This window comes from Pseudomonas sp. CBC3 (genome assembly GCF_037967085.1).
Classification (GTDB): Bacteria; Pseudomonadota; Gammaproteobacteria; order Pseudomonadales; family Pseudomonadaceae; genus Stutzerimonas.
The window spans coordinates 36,162-54,454 of the sequence record NZ_JBANEO010000007.1 but is presented as its reverse complement, the minus strand read 5'-3'; the positions used below and the strand labels follow the sequence as shown (position 1 = coordinate 54,454).

The 18,293-nt window shown below is 60.4% G+C and carries 13 protein-coding genes and 2 pseudogenes; 5 read left to right on the top strand and 10 right to left on the bottom strand.

Annotated features, from left to right (window positions below):
• Positions 1–93 (top strand): annotated as a pseudogene (locus V6943_RS19760) (AAA family ATPase); the annotation flags it as partial.
• Between the two features lie 96 nt (positions 94–189).
• Here V6943_RS19760 and V6943_RS19755 read toward each other — a convergent pair.
• From V6943_RS19755 to V6943_RS19735, 5 genes and pseudogenes are all read right to left on the bottom strand, one after another.
• A pseudogene (locus V6943_RS19755) lies at positions 190–519 on the bottom strand (transposase); the annotation flags it as partial.
• A gap of 387 nt (positions 520–906) precedes the next feature.
• Positions 907–1,305, bottom strand: coding sequence for a hypothetical protein (locus V6943_RS19750; protein WP_256058796.1), 399 nt, complete (start codon positions 1,303–1,305; stop codon positions 907–909).
• Positions 1,306–1,307: 2 nt separating this feature from the next.
• Positions 1,308–3,545 (bottom strand): hypothetical protein, encoded by a 2,238-nt coding sequence (locus V6943_RS19745; RefSeq protein ID WP_256058795.1) that lies wholly within the window; start codon positions 3,543–3,545, stop codon positions 1,308–1,310.
• On the bottom strand, positions 3,542–5,128 hold the full coding sequence (locus tag V6943_RS19740) for a tyrosine-type recombinase/integrase (RefSeq protein WP_256058794.1): 1,587 nt from the start codon (positions 5,126–5,128) through the stop codon (positions 3,542–3,544). Before V6943_RS19740 ends, V6943_RS19745 begins: the two co-directional genes overlap by 4 nt.
• Positions 5,125–6,390, bottom strand: coding sequence for a site-specific integrase (locus V6943_RS19735; RefSeq protein WP_222910700.1), 1,266 nt, complete (start codon positions 6,388–6,390; stop codon positions 5,125–5,127). The genes V6943_RS19740 and V6943_RS19735 overlap by 4 nt, the downstream gene beginning before the upstream one ends.
• Positions 6,391–6,538: 148 nt before the next feature.
• Here V6943_RS19735 and ettA point away from each other — a divergent pair, with 148 nt between their 5' ends.
• Positions 6,539–8,233: an energy-dependent translational throttle protein EttA gene (gene ettA, locus V6943_RS19730; RefSeq protein ID WP_340555133.1), complete on the top strand. Its 1,695-nt coding sequence runs from the start codon at positions 6,539–6,541 to the stop codon at positions 8,231–8,233.
• A gap of 91 nt (positions 8,234–8,324) precedes the next feature.
• Here ettA and V6943_RS19725 read toward each other — a convergent pair whose 3' ends face one another.
• Positions 8,325–8,834 (bottom strand): gluconokinase, encoded by a 510-nt coding sequence (locus tag V6943_RS19725; RefSeq protein ID WP_131651899.1) that lies wholly within the window; start codon positions 8,832–8,834, stop codon positions 8,325–8,327.
• Between the two features lie 280 nt (positions 8,835–9,114).
• Here V6943_RS19725 and gdhA point away from each other — a divergent pair, with 280 nt between their 5' ends.
• Positions 9,115–10,452: an NADP-specific glutamate dehydrogenase gene (gdhA, locus tag V6943_RS19720; RefSeq protein ID WP_131651900.1), complete on the top strand. Its 1,338-nt coding sequence runs from the start codon at positions 9,115–9,117 to the stop codon at positions 10,450–10,452.
• A gap of 296 nt (positions 10,453–10,748) precedes the next feature.
• On the opposite strand, the gene V6943_RS19715 is transcribed toward gdhA, so the two are convergent.
• Positions 10,749–11,525 (bottom strand): ferredoxin--NADP reductase, encoded by a 777-nt coding sequence (locus V6943_RS19715; RefSeq protein WP_340555132.1) that lies wholly within the window; start codon positions 11,523–11,525, stop codon positions 10,749–10,751.
• A gap of 86 nt (positions 11,526–11,611) precedes the next feature.
• Here V6943_RS19715 and V6943_RS19710 point away from each other — a divergent pair, with 86 nt between their 5' ends.
• Positions 11,612–12,739, top strand: coding sequence for a methyltransferase (locus V6943_RS19710; RefSeq protein ID WP_340555131.1), 1,128 nt, complete (start codon positions 11,612–11,614; stop codon positions 12,737–12,739).
• Between the two features lie 185 nt (positions 12,740–12,924).
• Here V6943_RS19710 and V6943_RS19705 read toward each other — a convergent pair whose 3' ends face one another.
• Genes V6943_RS19705 through V6943_RS19695 form a run of 3 tightly spaced genes read right to left on the bottom strand, consistent with a single transcriptional unit; the run spans position 12,925 to position 16,642 of the window.
• On the bottom strand, positions 12,925–15,129 hold the full coding sequence (locus V6943_RS19705; protein WP_340555130.1) for a xanthine dehydrogenase family protein molybdopterin-binding subunit: 2,205 nt from the start codon (positions 15,127–15,129) through the stop codon (positions 12,925–12,927).
• On the bottom strand, positions 15,126–16,112 hold the full coding sequence (locus V6943_RS19700; protein WP_340555129.1) for an FAD binding domain-containing protein: 987 nt from the start codon (positions 16,110–16,112) through the stop codon (positions 15,126–15,128). Before V6943_RS19700 ends, V6943_RS19705 begins: the two co-directional genes overlap by 4 nt.
• A complete protein-coding gene (locus V6943_RS19695; RefSeq protein WP_340555128.1) occupies positions 16,109–16,642 on the bottom strand; it encodes a (2Fe-2S)-binding protein in 534 nt (177 codons plus the stop codon). The genes V6943_RS19700 and V6943_RS19695 overlap by 4 nt, the downstream gene beginning before the upstream one ends.
• Positions 16,643–16,997: 355 nt before the next feature.
• Between V6943_RS19695 and V6943_RS19690 the strand changes: the two genes are divergently transcribed.
• A complete protein-coding gene (locus tag V6943_RS19690; protein WP_131651906.1) occupies positions 16,998–18,293 on the top strand; it encodes an NCS2 family permease in 1,296 nt (431 codons plus the stop codon).

Genomic DNA, 18,293 nt, shown 5'->3' with positions numbered 1-18,293 from the left:
CGCCTGGTGCACAACGCTTATCGGATCAATCTGGAGGGTGAATCAATGCGCAAACGGACGCAGAAATTGACGACGCCGGGCACCTCAGACTAACAATGCCACCCCTGCGTCGCTGCGCTCCGACTGCCTGTCCGAATGAACGTGGAACAGGTGTCCGGATCAGCGTGGGCTGAGTGTCCGAATGGCGTGGAATCCGCAGATGGTCTTGAAATCGGGCATCAAACGCCCGGTTAGCCACATGAGTTCGACGTTGCGCTGGGCTTCTCGCTCCAGACGTCGGCTCGATTGAATTCGGTTTAGGTAACCGTAGATGTAGATCTTCAGCAGGATCGCCGGGTGGTAGGCAGGTCTGCCGGTTTCGGCTGGAATGACGCCATCAAAACCTAGATTGGCCAAATCGAGTTCATCGACGAAAACGTCAACCACCCGAACCGGATTGGTATCGCTGACGTAGTCGTCGAGGCTTTCGGGAAGTAAGGTGCTTTGACCTCGATGTTCACCCTGGATAAACCGTTTCATGGGCGTCCCTTGCGATGAGATTCTCGGAAATCATAGCAAGGGTTTACCGGGATGTTTTTACACACTCTGGGCCGATTCCTGCCTAATCCGAAAGGCTCAAAGCGGTCAAAAGCGGTCATTGTTGGCCAGCTGCAACAGACCGCTTCATTCACAAGAAAATTATTCAGGTGTGAGCATGGAAATTAAATCGCTGGCGACGGTAGCCATGATTATGTGATCTGCGACTTTTGCTCCTCTGGTACCCGCATCCCTGATTATGGCTTGCAATACGGCCGGATCATCAATTCGTCCCCTTCCAGAACGTAGCGCGGAGCATGATCCGAGTGCTTGAATTTCAGGACGTAGCTGCCATGAGTCTTTTCCAGGTACAAGTTTCCGAACACCGGATCAGATCTTCTTTTGAAGCTGTGAAACCGGCCGCTCCAACATCGATTGCGTTAGCCCGTGCATATCCGCATTGGCTTGCCAAATCAAAAACCGGCTACGCATATCTCGAACAGCAGCTAACAGCTTCTGATTGTTCGCTGTCAGTTTCTCAATGTGCTCGTTAGCGGCCTGAATATCGCTAATCCAGCCCGGCTTCAGCTTCTGAGCCTTCAATGCCGCCTTGCAATTCTTCATCGCTAAATCCACGGCAGGTAGATTCATCAGGGACTGGCGAGCACGACTGATACCCAGTTTCTCTTTGCAGGCCTCAACGAGCAAAGGCCAAGTCAGCTTCGGCTCTGACCATTCCTCAATCAGCTTAATGATGCGTTTCTCATCCTTTGGCGTTAAATGCCCCATCGTTAACCCTCGATCTCATCAAGCAAAGCTAAGACGTCATCCAACGATGGCAACGCCTCTTGCGCCTGGTTCTCTTCAATGACTTTGACTTCGATCAACCCCGACATTGCGGCGGCGTTCTTGGTCAGCGTCCAACCGTTGTCGGCGTTCCACACAATGTCACCGTTTTCGAGTTCGGGGTTTTCCAGCGTTTGGATGAGCGCCTCGCACTTAAAGAGCTTCTCACCCAGTTTTTTGGCAGACTCTGATGCTCCAAACACACCACGAGACTGCGCATCCATGGCTTTATCTAGGCGGCGTTGAAGGTCGTCGCGTTCTTCCATGAGGTTGCCCAGCTTCACGTCATCCCCTTTGACGCAACCGAGCCGCCCGCAGTCCAAACAGGCACCCATTTTCGGACAGGGCTCGGATGCGAAGTTGTGTGCACAAACGCCGAGATGGGTTTGATGGATAATGCGGTCTTGCTCACCCTCGCGCAGTTCCCTCACCTCCGCCAGGGTCAGCGGCTGATTGGTTTTGACCTTGTCCAGACGCTGAGCAGCGGTGCTGTGCTTCGTTTTGGGGTGGTAAGCCGCAACCCTTTGAGTACGATCCTCGATGGTCTCATGGTTGTAGATAGACCCCATCGTCGTGCGTCCAGAGAAGGCGTCAATCAGGAGCTGCGACAGACCGGCCTCGTGCATCCGCGTGTTCAATTCGTGCCGAAACGCATGCGTGTTGACCTTGACGCCGGGATAGCCATAGCGCTCGAACAGGCTTTTCCTTTTCGGTTTGTTCGAACCGCCCAATTGCGCCTTCATTCGGTTAGGGTTCGCCGCGATCTCTACGCCAAACCCGTGCGTCACAGCAGTGCCACCTGCGTCTTCAGCCAGCGCTCCCGTGCGCACGGTGAACAAGGCATCACGAAACTTCACCCGCGCCTTGCCCTCCGTGTACGGCGTGGTGTAGGGAAAATCCTTTGGGAGATACTTCTCACGCAGCAGCGCATTGAGCGTGCGCAGCGTGATCACACACCGGTCGTCAAACTCAACACCCTGGACTCCTGGCTTGTCCTTCACGTATATCCGCTTCCCTCTACTGGCATCCAAACCATCACGAATCTCGGCCAAGAGGGCTCGGGCGGCGGGGCTGAGCGCCTTTTTCTTCTCCATGGGTTTTAGGAAACCATTTTGGAATGTTGTTCGCGGGTTGTGGCTCTCATGAACACTGAGTTTCAGCGCGGCACAGGCTTCGGCATAGGTAAGCGGTTCATCAGGCCCCTTGAGTGGCAGCCCTTCATGGGGCGGAAACTCATCGGGATGCTCTTCCAGCCAGGCGGCGTAAGCCCGCGCCTCATCGGTGATCGGTTTCAGTAAGGTGATGACCCGCTCGACGACCGGCTCCATCTCGGGCTTAACGACTGGCTTCAGCGTGACCTGGTTTACCTTTTCCGCGTACCAGCGCAGGAACATGCGCCGGTTGCCGTGGGTATCCTCTTTGAACACCCGACAATCCAATTCAACATCCGCCAACTCACCCACGCGACTCGGGGCGCTCAGCAACAGCGCACAGGCGGATGTCACAACGATATCCAGAGGGCGGGTCAATTCGTTAGTGAACACTTCCCCGAGCGCTTTGATCGCTTCGGGGTTGGGCAGTTTCTGTTCCCGATCCGCTTTTTGCTGCTTGAGCGTGCCACGCGACTTCATCGTCAGCGGAGAGGTCCACCGAAAATCGGCCTTGAGCAGTTTTTTGGCCCGCATCAGGGTGATGAGCGCCTCAAGTGCCTTGCTGCTAACGTATGCGTTGTTGCATTTTGCCCAGTGACGACTCAGGTGCTCGCACGCTTTATTGCAGACAGCGGCGGACACCTGCGTCACATCCCGCGTGCCGGTCAGCTCGACCAAGGCGGCTTCCAGCACCTTCAGGGCAGTCAGCCAGTCTTTAATTGCCTTTTTCTGCAAATACACCCGTCGGTACACCATGATGGCCTTGGCAAACTCCGTGAAGGGTGCCTGTATCGCCTTTGGGGCTGCGTTGGTCGATCCCAGCGCCGTGAAGCTACAGCTATGGACGCCATGCTTGTGCCAACTGCCGTCTTCCCAGCAAATACTCGAGTGCACGCGACTGGGAATGCCTTTGGGCAGGGTCTGTTTTGCCCATTCGATAAACGCCGTGAGCTGAGCCTCCGTAGCCAGTTGGCTCCTGGGCTTGAAATCAACAATGTTGTTCGTCAGTTCAGAATCAAACGCATCGGTCATTCGCCTTTCCTCCCTGATTGGCGCGTGGCCTCACAATCCAGAATCACCTTGCGGCACGCCAGAATGGCCCGATCCCAGAGCACGCCGGTCGTTTTATCCGTGGCAATGGTTTGCGCCCGCCGACGTTCCAATCGCTCAAGAACCGCGCGGTGATTGGCGTACAGAAGGGGTTGGAATTTTCCGCATGCGTAACAGGTAAAGGGCGCATCGAGATGGCAGGCGGCAGTGGCACCGCACACTGCCAGATCCTCGATTTGTCGATCCGCTCGATCCCCGTTTTTTGCTGAGGTGCGATCCGTGACGATGATCCCGGTGAACGCATTCACAACCAAGGCCAGATGGTCGCTCATCTTCGCGTCGATCAAGGCCAGCAGCTCCGGCGACACCTGGCGGTACTTTCGTACTGTCCGAGTATTGTTGTGCATCAATGCGCTGGCCATCGTCCACTCATCCAGCCCGGCATTGGACAAGTCCGTGCCGAGGGTGTGCCTGAACCGGTGCCCCCGCGTCACTTTCAGCGGCTGATGGGTGCGAGGCGAAATTGGAAAGCCCTCCATCCGCTCGATGCGATCAAGCCATGCCTGAACCGTGCCTGCTCCAACATGAAAGATTGGCTGCGGCGCCTCTTCGAGGGCTTTTTGCAGAGGGCTATCGAGTAAAACAGGGGGATTCACCCGTTCCAAAAATTCTGCTTCATCATCTATCTTCCGACGAAAGAGCGGCACATTCTCAATGGCTGCATCCCAGTAGGCGCGGTCTGGATAGGTTTGCCAGAGTTGCGCCAGAACCATGGCCTTGTAGGCCTGCACGGTGTTGTACAGGTCCTCATCCAGACTGAAGGTTTCGGACTTGGCTCGCCAACCCGCCTCGCCGTGTTTTTGCTTTGCCCAATGAAACCTGACCTTGCAGCCCTGATCGGTCTTCGTTAAATCACCAAACACCATCATGCGCACCTGAGCGCCACGCTGCCCGTAAATCATCAACAGGCGCAGATACAGGTATTGGTCGGGATCTAGCTGACCGTGACAGAACTGCTCATGTATCCATTGGTGCAGCGCGTCCTGCTCCACCTGGGTGAACGGGCCCTGTTCGGGGTCCAGGCTGAGGATCACATCGTGGCTGGATTTCTTTTTTCTGGGCAGTGCCTGGTAGGCCTCGATCAGGGATTGCGGCGGACGTTGTTCGAGGGATTCGCAGTCGCGCCAAAACGCCATGAAAGCGGCTAACTGACTGAACTCGCTGACGTTAAAGCGCTCCCGCAGAGCGATCAGGTGATCCTCGTTGAGCGGGTCAAGACCGGCCTGAGCAGCCCGCGACAACACACTGGCGACTTTAGCAACCGAGCCCGTTGCATGATCAGCCATTCGATAGGCCATGGCGGCGTGCAACCAGGGCTGCCAATCCGGCGAGACGCAGGCGAGGGCCGCTTTCCAGTTGACTGGGTGTGTGGCCGATTTATCGGGTTTCCACATGGGGTGAGTCGGTGTGAACACCTCCCCACATTTCGCCAGGCGAGGCGTGCTCAGCCATGCATCGAGGCTGTCCTTTGTGGGGGCCTGAAGTGCTTCGACGGCGATGTTCACGCTGAACCTCCTGGTGTCATGCCGGCCTTATGACGGCTGGACGTAAACCGCTCGGCCCGTTTCTGTATCGCTTTGTCTGCCTCCTCCTTCCAGAACTTTGCGCCGTAGAGGCCGGGCATGTTCGACTCGGGACTCCAGCCGAACATCCATGTCAGGGTCTTTTGAACTTGCGTGGTGCGATCCTCCGGCGTGAGCGCTGCCAGCTCCTCACGCATGCTTTCCAGCATGGTGTAGACCGCGTCATGCCTGAGAATATGCGGGTGCACATGAGCCAGTTCCGGCGCTATTTCTCGAACCCTCGACAGAACGCCATCCACTGCCTTGATGGTCAGAGGCCCGCCCTCATTTCGCTTGTGCGCCACCAGCAAAAACGGATGCTTCCTTGCTTGCGATGTGCCGCTACGGGGCTTTCTGTGGCGATATTTCGATTCGTACTCAGTGATCGCGTCATACAGGTCATCGGTCATCACCAGCATGCGCTCGTGGGTTTTGAATTGCGGGGCCATGGTTCGTGGATCGATGCTCTCATCCTCGAGGTTGACCACCGCCAGTTGACGACTGTGCCAGTGAATATCTCTGGTCTTGATCAGCAGCATCTCGGAGCGTCGCAGCCCCATGTCGAGACCCAACAGCAAAATGATGTAGTTACGCAGCCTGATGGCGTCATCTGAAAAGGGATTCTCGGCGCTATTCGGATGCATGATTTCCAGCAACCGAGTTCGCTCCTGGGCAGTAAGCCCCTTCATTTCGTCCGTTCGCGTTTTTTTCCACGCAGGGCTGGCCGCTTTGATCTTGCGGTTGATGCGCTTCTTCAGATCGTCAACCGCCTCATATCGTGTTGAGTGATCACCCAACTTGTCATAGAGGAAGGCCAGATAGTCGCGTACCGCCTCGATTCGCTGCTGCGCATGGACTTTGCCAACGGATTTGTAGGCGGTCGGATGCAAGCGCATCCCCGCATACTTCATGGCCAAGGTTTCCTTGCTGAACCCCGCGTCCGACACAAACCTTGAAAGCTCACTGTCTGTCAGGTACCGGCTGTGAGGGCGCTGTTCGAGGTGAGAAATCAGATCAATGGAGGAAAACGCCAGAAACTCCTCAAACACAGCCAGATGCTCAAGGTACTTCTTGGTTGTTTCGAGGGCTCTGCCCGAGTGCTCCATGGTGATGTATAGGTTGGGGTAGTAGACCGGGATGCAGTCTTGCACCAGCATCTTTCTTCGAGCAGCATTCACCACCTGCTCTATGACTTGCAAACCCATGTTGCTCCCTCATAAAAATTAACTTTTTCTAAGTATAGTCAGGCGCATCGGCTGGCCAGCGCAAACCTAACGTTTTATTTTCCTAATTTAAGCGCTTGCCGCTACCATTCAAAGCACTGAAGACACAGGATTAAAGGCGAATCAAACCATGTCCAAAAGTGACAAATCAGGCAAAACAGGCTCTTACGTCTATACCATGCATCGGCTGAGCAAGGTCGTTCCGCCGAAACGCGAGATTCTCAAGAACATTTCCCTGTCCTTTTTCCCTGGCGCCAAGATCGGCGTGCTCGGTCTCAACGGCGCGGGTAAATCCACGCTGTTGAGAATCATGGCCGGCGTCGACAAGGAGTTCGACGGAGAGGCGCGGGCGATGCCCGATCTGAACGTGGGTTACCTGCCCCAGGAACCCGAGCTCGACCCGAGCAAAACGGTTCGCGACGTGGTTGAAGAAGCAGTCAGCAGCATCAAGGACGCCCAGGCGCGCCTCGATGAGGTCTACGCTGCCTACGCTGAACCCGATGCCGACTTCGACAAGCTGGCCGCCGAACAGGCCAAGCTCGAAGCCATCCTGCAGGCCAGCGACGGCCACAACCTGGAGCGCCAGCTGGAAGTAGCCGCCGACGCCCTGCGTCTGCCGCCCTGGGACGCCAAGGTCGAGCACCTGTCCGGTGGCGAAAAGCGCCGTGTCGCGCTGTGCCGCCTGCTGCTCTCGGCGCCCGACATGCTGCTGCTGGACGAACCGACCAACCACCTGGACGCCGACTCGGTGGCCTGGCTGGAACACTTCCTCCACGACTTCCCCGGCACCGTGGTTGCGATCACCCACGACCGTTACTTCCTCGACAACGTCGCTGGCTGGATTCTCGAACTCGACCGCGGCGCGGGCATCCCTTACGAAGGCAACTACTCCGGTTGGCTGGAAACCAAATCCAACCGTCTGGCCCAGGAATCCAAACAGCAGTCGGCCCATGAGAAGGCCATGAAGGAAGAACTGGAGTGGGTGCGTAAAGGCGCCAAGGCCCGCCAGTCCAAGTCCAAGGCACGCTTGCAGCGCTTCGAGGAAATGCAATCGCAGGAATTCCAGAAGCGCAGCGAAACCAACGAAATCTACATCCCGGCCGGGCCGCGCCTGGGCGACAAGGTCATCGACTTCAAGAACGTGACCAAGGGCTACGGCGATCGCGTACTGATCGAAGACCTTTCGTTCAGCATGCCCAAGGGTGCCATCGTCGGCGTGATCGGCGGCAACGGCGCGGGCAAATCGACGCTGTTCCGCATGATCATGGGCAAGGAGCAGCCGGACTCGGGCAGCATCGAAATCGGCGACACCGTGCAGGTCGCCTGCGTGGACCAGAGCCGCGAGGACCTGGATGGCAGCAAGACGGTGTGGGAAGCGGTGTCCGACGGCTCCGACATGATCCGCATCGGCAGCTATGAAGTGCCGTCGCGCACCTACGTGGGGCGTTTCAACTTCAAGGGCGGTGACCAGCAGAAGTTCGTCAAGGACCTGTCCGGTGGTGAGCGCGGTCGCCTGCATCTGGCGTTGACGCTCAAGGAAGGCGCCAACGTGCTGCTGCTCGATGAACCGTCCAACGACCTCGACGTGGAAACGTTGCGTTCACTGGAAGAAGCCTTGCTGGACTTCCCCGGCGCGGCGATCGTGATTTCCCACGACCGCTGGTTCCTGGACCGGGTCGCCACGCACATCCTCTCCTACGAGGACAACGGCGATATCGTCTTCTTCGAGGGGAACTACACCGAGTACGAGGCCGACCGCAAGAAGCGCTTGGGCGACGCCGCCGCTCAGCCGCATCGCGTCAAATACAAGAAGTTGGCGCAGTAACGCAAACGGAGCCGAAAGGCTCCGTTTTCGTATCGGCTTTCTTACTGGTCAGAAGGGCCGAGCCTCGATGCGGGCCAAGCGAGCCATAACGCTAGTCCTGGTTGCATCCTGTCGCAGCAAGCGCCTTGACGATCTGCTCGACGAGCGCGTCCGGTTCATGGCGGATATCCATGATCAGCGCCTCGCTCTTCTCTGGCGGCTCGAGATTGGCGAGCTGATCATCCAACAGCGCAGATGCGAAAAAATGCCCGCGACGATTGGCGATGCGCTCCTCCAGCACGTCACGAGGCCCCTGCAGAAAAACCAGTCTCACATCGGCAACTTCGCCACGCAGCACATCGCGATATCGACGTTTGAGCGCCGAGCAGGCGAACACATGATCCCTTCCCTGGCGTGCCCGTTCGGCGATGGCTTCATGCATCGCTTGCAACCAAGGCTGGCGATCCTCATCGGTGAGCGGGATTCCGGCGGCCATTTTCGCCTTGTTGGCAGGTCCGTGATACTCATCGGCATCCGAGAAACCGCACCCCAGACGAGCGGCCAACTGCTCGCCAATGGTCGTTTTGCCGCTTCCAGATACACCCATGATCACGACAATCACTTGCACCCCTTGGTTTTCTTCCGGCAGTTAAAAATTCGAGGCCAGCGACAGACCCCCAGCGCCGCGCCAAGGCACGCACGCCTTCTTTTTTCGGTCATACGGGCGCACCGAAGTTCCTTGCTTCGCGGCGCGCAGTTCACAGCCGCACCGGACCATTCACGCACCAAGATGCGACACTTCGGACCATGTGGCACCTTCACGGTGCAAAAGTTGTTTGTTAGAGTCGCCGCCCAAAAAAATTTTAATGACTGCTGCTAGCGGTCCGACGAGGGCTCTTTAAATGATCGAATCCGTTGACGCCTTTCTTGCCCGTGTTAAGCAGCGCGACCCCCACCAACCAGAGTTCCATCAGGCCGTAGAAGAGGTCGTTCGCAGCCTCTGGCCCTTTCTGGAAGCCAACCCGCGCTACATGCAAGCCGGGATTCTGGAGCGGATGGTCGAGCCCGAGCGGGCAATCATGTTCCGGGTGCCCTGGGTCGACGACCAGGGTCAGGTACGGGTCAACCGCGGTTTCCGCATTCAGATGAACAGCGCCATCGGCCCCTACAAAGGCGGCCTGCGCTTCCACCCTTCGGTCAACGTCGGCGTTCTTAAATTTCTCGCGTTCGAACAGGTCTTCAAGAATTCCCTGACCTCGCTACCCATGGGCGGCGGCAAGGGCGGCTCGGACTTCAACCCCAAGGGCAAGAGCGACAACGAAGTCATGCGCTTCTGCCAGTCGTTCATGAGCGAGTTGTATCGCCACATCGGCGCCGACCTCGACGTGCCGGCTGGTGACATCGGTGTCGGCGGACGTGAAATCGGCTTCATGTTCGGCCAGTACAAACGCCTGTCCAACCAGTTCACTTCGGTCCTTACCGGCAAGGGCCTGGCCTACGGCGGCAGCCTGATTCGCCCGGAAGCCACCGGCTACGGCTGCGTCTACTTCGCAGAAGAAATGCTCAAGAGCGTACGCAGCAGCTTCGAAGGCAAGCGAGTCTCGATTTCCGGCTCCGGCAACGTCGCGCAATACGCCGCGCAGAAGGTCATGGAGATGGGCGGCAAGGTCATTTCCCTTTCCGACTCGGGCGGCACCCTGCATTTCGCTGACGGCATGACCGAAGAGCAGTGGGCCTACCTCATGGACCTGAAAAACGTGCGTCGCGGTCGCCTGGAAGAAATGGGTGCTCACTTCGGCGTGTCCTATCTGGCCGACCAGCGCCCGTGGGGCCTGCCGTGCGACATCGCCCTGCCCTGCGCCACTCAGAACGAACTGGACGGCGAAGATGCCCGCACACTGCTGAAAAACGGCTGCATCTGTGTGGCCGAGGGCGCCAACATGCCTTCCACCCTGGAAGCGGTGGATCTGTTCATCGAGGCCGGCATCCTCTACGCGCCGGGCAAAGCCTCCAACGCCGGCGGCGTGGCCTGTAGCGGCCTGGAAATGAGCCAGAACGCCATGCGCCTGCACTGGACCGCCGGCGAGGTGGACACCAAGCTGCACAGCATCATGCAGTCCATCCATCACGCCTGCGTCGCCTACGGCGAAGAAAACGGCCGCATCAACTACGTCAAAGGCGCCAACATCGCCGGCTTCGTCAAGGTTGCGGACGCCATGCTGGCGCAGGGCGTGGTTTAAAAGCAGCTGGAAGCCTGAAGCTGAAAGCAAAGCCCCTGCCGGATCGTCCGGCGGGGGTTTTTCGTTTTCTAAGGCTGGCTTTGTAGGGCGGGCCGGCGGCGTTCCGCCTCAGTCCACCGCGACAACAGCAAGGTTGGTGGGCTGAAGCCCACCCTACCTATTGACACCAAATGCGCCCGCAACCGTAGGGTGGGCTTTAGCCCACCACGACAGCCTCAAGCTCGGAACATTGGGCTGAAGTCCACCCTACGCTTCTTCGTCCAGCCTTAAAGCCTCCAGCGCTTTTCGGTTTTCCCTTACCAATAATTCTCCACCGCCACCTGACCCGGCCTGCGGGTTAGCGCCAGGTTGAGGTCGCGTGTCTTGAGGATGGTGCGGGTATCTTCAATCATCTGCGGGTTGCCGCAGAGCATGATGCGCGAATGCTCCGGCTCCAGCTTCAGATCGGCGGCGCGCTCCAGTTCGCCGTTTTCGATCAGCGTGGTGATGCGTCCGTTCAGCGCGCCAGGCACCTGCTCGCGGGTAACGACCGGCAGATAGGTCAGCTTGCTGCCCAGCCCATCCAGATATTCGCGCTCCGGCAGTTCGCGGATCAGTTGCTGATACGCCAGCTCCGATTCGGTACGTGCGCTGTAGACCAGCACGATGCGCTCGAAGCGCTCCCACACCTCCAAGCCCTGCAGGATCGAGAGAAACGGCGCCAGCCCGGTACCGGTGGCCAGCAACCAGAGATCACGGCCATCGGGGAAGCGGTCCAGGGTCAGAAAGCCGAACGCCTGCTTGTCGATCAACAACTCATCGCCGGGTTCGAGGCGACTCAGCTCGCTGGTGAACTCGCCGTCCGGCACAACGATGGAGAAGAAGTCGAGAAACTCGTCGTGCGGTGCCGACACCATCGAATAGGCCCGCCAGACGATGCTGCCACTGGGCTTGCGCACACCCAGCCGGGCGAACTGTCCGGCCGTGAATCTGAAGCCCGGATCGCGCGTGGTGCGCAGGGTGAACAGGCTGGGCGTCCACGTCTGCACCTCGAGCAGGCGCTGGCGGGTGAACTTCTCTTCGCTGACGGTCATACTTCGCTCCCTTCGCGGACATCTGCGGATTCGAGGGTTAGGCCCTTGATACACCTTTCCGACGCCAACAAACACCGCCAGTTCTTATGCCTATTCTCGAATCCCCGTATGCGCGCCTCGACCTGATCCGCCAGCCCGAGCAACCGAACGAACCGCTACAGGCGTTCGATGCCGCCGACGAGTATCTGCTCGCACATCTACACGCGCAGGGGTTGCCGGTCGACGCGCGGGTGCTGGTACTCAACGACGGCTTCGGCGCCCTGGCCGCCTCGCTGGCACCGCACGCGAAGGTGACCAGCAGCGGCGACTCCCATCTCGCACACCTGGCGTTGCAGAAGAATCTGGCACGCAACGGCATGCCGGCCGACAGCGTTGCCTTCATGCCCGCCAGCCAGGTCGCCGGCGGCCCGTTCGATTTGGTGTTGATTCGCGTGCCCAAGACCCTGGCACTGCTGGAAGAACAGCTGATTCGTTTGTACGGCCAGCTGGCACCCGGCGCTCAGGTAATCGCCGCTGCGATGATCAAGCATCTGCCGCGCGCAGCAGGCGATCTGCTGGAGAAGTACATCGGCCCGGTGCAGGCTTCGCTGGCGGTGAAGAAAGCGCGTTTGCTGACGGCGACACCCGTCGAAAAACCGGTACCAATATCGCCCTACCCCACGCGCTACCGTCTCGGTCAGCCAGCCATCGAATTGACCAACCACGCCAACCTGTTCTGTCGCGAAGACCTGGACATCGGCACGCGCGCCTTCCTGCCGCACCTGCCCAAGGCACTCGGCGCTCTGCGCGTGGCGGATCTGGGCTGCGGCAACGGCGTGCTCGGCATCGTCTATGCGCTGAGCAATCCGCAGGCGCAACTGACGCTGGTGGATGAAAGCTATATGGCGGTGCAGTCGGCCCGCGAGAACTGGCAGGCGATCCTCGGCGAACGCCCCGCGGACATTCGCGCCGGTGACGGTCTGGCCGAACAGCCGGCGGACTCACTGGATCTGGTGCTGTGCAACCCTCCCTTTCACCAGCAACAGGTGGTCGGCGACTTCCTCGCCTGGCGCATGTTTACCCAGGCAAAATCCGCACTGAGCAAGGGTGGCGAGCTGTGGATCGTCGGCAACCGCCACTTGGGTTATCACCTGAAACTCAAACGGCTGTTCGGCAAGGTCGAGCAAGTCGCCGCCACGCCCAAGTTCGTGATCCTACGGGCGATCAAGGCGTGAGCGAGGCACCGGTTCGCCTGAGCACGCAGGGTGGGCCGGGCGGCGCTCCGCTTCAGACACCAAGAGGCTGCCAGTATCACTCTATGGTGGTGGTCTAAAGTCCACCCTACGGGATGTAGCGTTCCGCGCCCGCCAATGTAGGGTGGGCTTCAACCCACCAGAGACGCTTACAGCTTCCAGCCGCCCTAGAGCAACTTATCCATCGTGATCGGCAGATCCCGTACCCGCTTGCCGGTGGCGTGGTAGATGGCGTTGGCCACCGCTGCCGCGACACCGACATTGCCGATCTCGCCGACGCCTTTGGAGCCGAGCGCGTTGACGATCTCGTCCTTTTCCTCGACGAAGATCACGTCCACCTCACCGATATCGGCGTTCACCGGAACGTGATACTCGGAAAGGTTGTGGTTCATGTAGCGGCCCAGCGCGTGGTCGATCATGGTCTCCTCGTGCAGCGCCTGGCTGATGCCCCAGACCACGCCGCCAGCGATCTGGTTACCGGCTGTTTTCGGGTTGACGACGCGCCCGGCTGCCACAGCGCTGACCACGCGGCTCACCTTGACGGTACCCAACGTCTCGTCCACCCGCACTTCGACGAACACGGCCGAATGCGTGGCGGTGGAATATTCGTTGCGCTTCTCGCCCGGTTCGATGCTCACCTCGGCCTCGAGTACGCCAGTGACCGCGACGACCTGCTCGATCTCGACGCTGTGCGCGGGCGCCGCCTTCAGCCGCATCTGGCCGTCGACGAACTCCACGTCGTCGAGTTTGGCTCCGGTGAACGGCGACACCGGTGTCTGCTGCGCGGTATCCAGTATCTTCTGGCACAGCGCTTCACAGGCCTGCTGCACAGCGCTCCCCACCGAGGAAACGGTCGCCGAGCCGCCCTCCAGCGGAGCCTGGGAAAGGTTCGAATCGCCCAGACGGAACTCCACGCGCTCCATCGGCAGTCCCATAGCGGCCGCCGCGATCTGCGTCATCACCGTGTAGGTGCCAGTGCCGATATCCGCCGTGGCGCTGCTAACCACGAGCCGGCCATCCGGCTCGATGCAGGCCTTGGCGCTGGCCGGCATCTGCATCGCCTCCCAGACGCCGGTGGCCAGTCCCCAGCCGATCAGCTGATTACCGTCGCGCATGGAACGCGGCTCCATCGACCGGCGCGACCAACCGAAGCGTTCGGCGCCCTGCTCGTAACACTGGCGCAGTTCCTTGCTGGAATAGGGCTTGTCCTCGTTACCGTTGCGCTCGGCATAGTTGGTCAGGCGCAGCGTTAGCGGATCGGCCTTTGCCGCATAGGCCAGCTCATCCATGGCACATTCCAGGGCGAATACACCGATGGCCGCGCCGGGCGCGCGCATGTCCAGAGGGGTGTAAACGTCCAGCGGCACCAGCTGGTAGTCCAGCTTCACGTTGGGACATTGATAAAGCATCCCCGACCACTCGACTTCATGTTCGGTGAAGTCTTCGAACGACGACGTCTGGCCGATCGCCTGGTGGGCGATCGCCTCCAGCTGGCCGTTGGCCGCCGCGCCGATGGCAAAACGCTGCACGGTCCGCGGGCGATAACCAAATGTGAACATCTGCTGGCGCTTGAGCGTAACGCGCACCGAGCGCTTGAGCTTGAGCGCCGCCATCACTGCCAGCGGCAGCTGATGCTGCGGTCGCAGGCCGGAACCAAAAGCGCCGCCGACGAAGGGCGAAAGCACGCGGATCTTGCCCTCCATGCCGAACACACCTTCCACATAGCGCATGCAGTTCTGCACGCCCTGGGTCTTGTCGTAGATTTCCAGCTTGCCTTCAGGCAGGTAGTGAACGGTGGATGCGTGCGGCTCCATCGGGTTGTGATGTTCCACCGGCGTGCTGTATTCCAAATCGAGCCTGAGTGGTGCGCCACGCAGCGCGGCGTCCACGTCGCCGCGCGGTGGCGGCAGCTCGGCCGGCGCCTTGTGTGCGCTTTCCAGCTCACTGAGCAGATCGGTCCGGTGGGGCTCGCGATCGTATTCCACCCGCACCAGGCTGCCGGCATAACGGGCCAGCTCAAGGTTTTCCGCCACCACCAGCGCAATCGGCTGGCCGCTGTAGAGGATGCGGTCGTTGAACAGCGGACGGAATGGCGAGCCCTCCGCCGCATCGTCGTCCTCGTAGGGTTCGTCATAGCTGGCGATTGGCGGGCGATTCTGGTGGGTCAGCACCAGCACCACGCCGGGCACCGCCTCGGCCGCGCTGGCATCGATGCTGACGATCCGACCACGTGCAATGCCGCTGTTGACGACGCTGCCATAGAGCAGGCCCGGCACATGGAATTCGCCGGCATAGCGTGCCTGGCCGGTGACCTTGAGCGGTCCGTCGACGCGATCGATGGGCTGGCCAAAAGGGGAAGTGGCGGGTTTCATCGGGCGGCTCCTTTGGCGGCGTCGGTCAGGGCGCGGACGATGGCGCGCCGGCTCAGCTCGATCTTGAAGGCGTTGTGCTCGAAGCCGCTGGCGCCTTCGAGCAGGGCATCGGCCGCTGCGGTGAAGGCGGGCTCATCCGGCGCCTTGCCGATCAGCAGCGCTTCAGCTTCATGCTTGCGCCACGGCTTATGCGCCACGCCGCCCATGGCGATGCGGGCGCTGCGAATGGTGTCGCCGTCCAGCTCCAGCGCGGCTGCGACCGAGACCAGTGCAAAGGCATAGGAGGCGCGGTCGCGCAGCTTGAGGTAGCTGCAATGTGCGGAAAAGCCCTGCGCCGGCAGCTCGACTGCAGTGACCAGTTCACCCTCGGCCAGCGTGTTGTCGCGCTCCGGCGTCTCATCGGGCAAGCGATGGAAATCAGCAAAGGCAATACGCCGCTCGCCCTGCGGGCCCTGCACAATCACTACGGCCTCCAGTGCCGCCAGCGCCACGCACATGTCGGAGGGATGCACCGCGATGCAGGCCTCGCTGTGGCCGAGAATCGCGTGAATGCGATTGAGGCCATCACGCGCCGGACAGCCGCTGCCGGGCTCACGTTTGTTGCACGGCGTGGCGCTGTCATAAAAGTAGTAACAACGGGTGCGCTGCAACAGGTTGCCGCCAGTGGTGGCCATGTTGCGCAGCTGCGGCGAGGCGCCGGCGAGAATCGCTTGGGACAGCAGCGGATAGTGTTGTTGCACCCGCGGATGCCAGGCCAGATCCGAATTGCTCACCAGTGCGCCGATACGTAGACCGCCATCGGCAGTTTCCTCGATATCACTCATCGGCAGCTGGGTGATGTCGATCAGCTGCGCCGGACGGGTAACGTTTTCCTTCATCAGATCGAGCAGATTGGTGCCGCCGGCGATATAGCGGCTGTCCGGGCGAAACAGACTTATGGCTTCGTCGATCGCGGCGGGGCGCGCATAGCTGAAAGGGTTCACGGCTTCACCTCCCGCACGGCAGTCAGGCGGTCGCGGGTCTGCGGCATCACGTCTTCAATGGCGGCGAGGATGTTCGGATAGGCGCCGCAGCGGCACAGGTTGCCGCTCATCTGTTCGCGTAGCTCATCGCGTGTCCGAGCGTGACCTTCGGCGACCAGCCCCACCGCCGAGCAAATCTGCCCTGGCGTGCAATAGCCGCACTGAAAGGCGTCGTGGCTGACGAAGGCAGCCTGCATCGGATGCAGTTCTTCGCCTCGGGCCAAGCCCTCGATAGTGGTCAGCTGCGCACCGTCGTGCATGATCGCCAGGGTCAGGCAGGAATTGATCCGTTTGCCATTGAGCAACACCGTACAGGCGCCGCATTGACCGTGGTCGCAGCCCTTTTTGGTGCCGGTCAATGACAGCTGTTCGCGCAGCAGATCGAGCAGCGTGGTCCAGGGGTAGACCTCGACTTGGCGGCTCTCGCCATTCAACTCAAGGGTAATGGAGCAGGCGGCAATCCCACCTGCAGCGGAAGATGTTTCGCTCATGGCAGCCTCACGGTTCGGGAGTCATCCGCGACCTGTTCTGCGCAGGTTCGCCGAGGACCTCAGGCATCTGGTGCGCTGTCCGTGCGTCTTGGCGTACGACTGCCCAGGCGGGAAGAACGTTCAGCCGGATGACGGGGCGGCCCGTGAGCGAATGCCGGTAGGCGATGGCAATCGATGTGCCAGCTGGTGGAACCCGCTGGTCACGCAATGGGAAATTCAACCCGCCGCGGGCCCGGTGTAAGATGCGCCGCCTTGGCGAGTAACCCGCTTATAGGCTTTGCTATAGCGAGACTGCCCCCGAGAGGCAGACATCACCCAACCGCCAGGCCACGACCGGCACACAAGGGGATTCACCATGCTGGAGAAGCTGTTCCAACTGAAGGCGCACAACACCACGCTGCGCACCGAGGTTTTGGCCGGTATCACCACCTTCCTGACGATGGCCTACATCCTCTTCGTCAACCCGAGCATCCTCGCCGAAACCGGCATGGATCACGGCGCGGTGTTCGTCGCTACCTGTCTCGCCGGTGCCATCGGTTCGGCAATCATGGGGCTGCTCGCCAACTACCCGATCGCGCTGGCACCGGGCATGGGCCTGAACGCCTTCTTCACCTACACCGTGGTGCTGACCATGGGTTACACCTGGCAGACGGCGCTGGGTGCAGTGTTCCTCTCCGGTGCGATCTTCTTCCTGCTGTCGATCTTCAAGATCCGCGAATGGATCATCAACAGCATTCCACTGCCCCTGCGCGCCGGCATTGCGGCAGGCATTGGCCTGTTCCTGGCGATCATCGCGCTGAAGAACGCCGGCATCGTGGTGGACAACCCGGCCACCCTGGTGGGCCTGGGCGACCTTTCTGCCGGCGGCCCCCTGCTGGCCTGCCTGGGCTTCTTCGTCATCGCTGCGCTGGCGTACCGCAAGGTCACTGGCGCGGTGATGATTGGCATCCTGCTGGTGACCGGCCTGTCGATCCTGCTCGGGCTGTCGGAGCTCGATGCCGTGGTCTCGATGCCGCCATCGCTGGCGCCGACCTTCATGCAGCTGGATATCGCCGGCGCGCTGGATATCGGCCTGATCAGCGTGATCTTCGCCTTTCTCTTCGTCGATCTGTTCGACACCTCCGGCACCCTGATCGGCGTGGCGCAGAAGGCCAATCTGCTGGACAAGGACGGCAAGATGCCGCGCCTGGGCCGCGCGCTGCTGGCCGATAGCACCGCGACCATGGCCGGTGCGGCGCTCGGCACCTCCACCACCACCAGCTACATCGAATCCGCCGCCGGCATCAGTACCGGCGGCCGCACCGGCTTGACCGCCTGCGTGGTCGCGCTGCTGTTCCTGCTCAGCCTGTTCTTCGCGCCGCTGGCCGGTGCCGTGCCGGCTTATGCCACGGCGCCGGCCCTGCTGTTCGTCGCCGTGCTGATGATGAGCAGCCTGGCCGGCATCGACTGGGACGACATGACCGTCGCCGCGCCGGTGGTGGTTGCCGCCCTGGCCATGCCACTGACCTTCTCCATCGCCAACGGCATCGCCTTCGGCTTCATCGCCTGGACCGCGGTCAAGCTGCTGGCCGGTCGCTGGCGCGAACTGAGCCCGGCAATGTGGATCCTGTCGATTCTGTTCGTGATCAAGCTGGGCTTTTTCAACGGCTGA

Bases quoted from the DNA above. Each gene is read 5' to 3' on its own strand.
- V6943_RS19750 (WP_256058796.1), bottom strand. From the start codon at position 1,305: ATGGGGCATTTAACGCCAAAGGATGAGAAACGCATCATTAAGCTGATT.
- V6943_RS19745 (WP_256058795.1), bottom strand. From the start codon at position 3,545: ATGACCGATGCGTTTGATTCTGAACTGACGAACAACATTGTTGATTTC.
- V6943_RS19735 (WP_222910700.1), bottom strand. From the start codon at position 6,390: ATGGGTTTGCAAGTCATAGAGCAGGTGGTGAATGCTGCTCGAAGAAAG.
- ettA (WP_340555133.1), top strand. From the start codon at position 6,539: ATGTCCAAAAGTGACAAATCAGGCAAAACAGGCTCTTACGTCTATACC.
- gdhA (WP_131651900.1), top strand. From the start codon at position 9,115: ATGATCGAATCCGTTGACGCCTTTCTTGCCCGTGTTAAGCAGCGCGAC.
- V6943_RS19715 (WP_340555132.1), bottom strand. From the start codon at position 11,525: ATGACCGTCAGCGAAGAGAAGTTCACCCGCCAGCGCCTGCTCGAGGTG.
- V6943_RS19710 (WP_340555131.1), top strand. From the start codon at position 11,612: ATGCCTATTCTCGAATCCCCGTATGCGCGCCTCGACCTGATCCGCCAG.
- V6943_RS19705 (WP_340555130.1), bottom strand. From the start codon at position 15,129: ATGAAACCCGCCACTTCCCCTTTTGGCCAGCCCATCGATCGCGTCGAC.
- V6943_RS19695 (WP_340555128.1), bottom strand. From the start codon at position 16,642: ATGAGCGAAACATCTTCCGCTGCAGGTGGGATTGCCGCCTGCTCCATT.
- V6943_RS19690 (WP_131651906.1), top strand. From the start codon at position 16,998: ATGCTGGAGAAGCTGTTCCAACTGAAGGCGCACAACACCACGCTGCGC.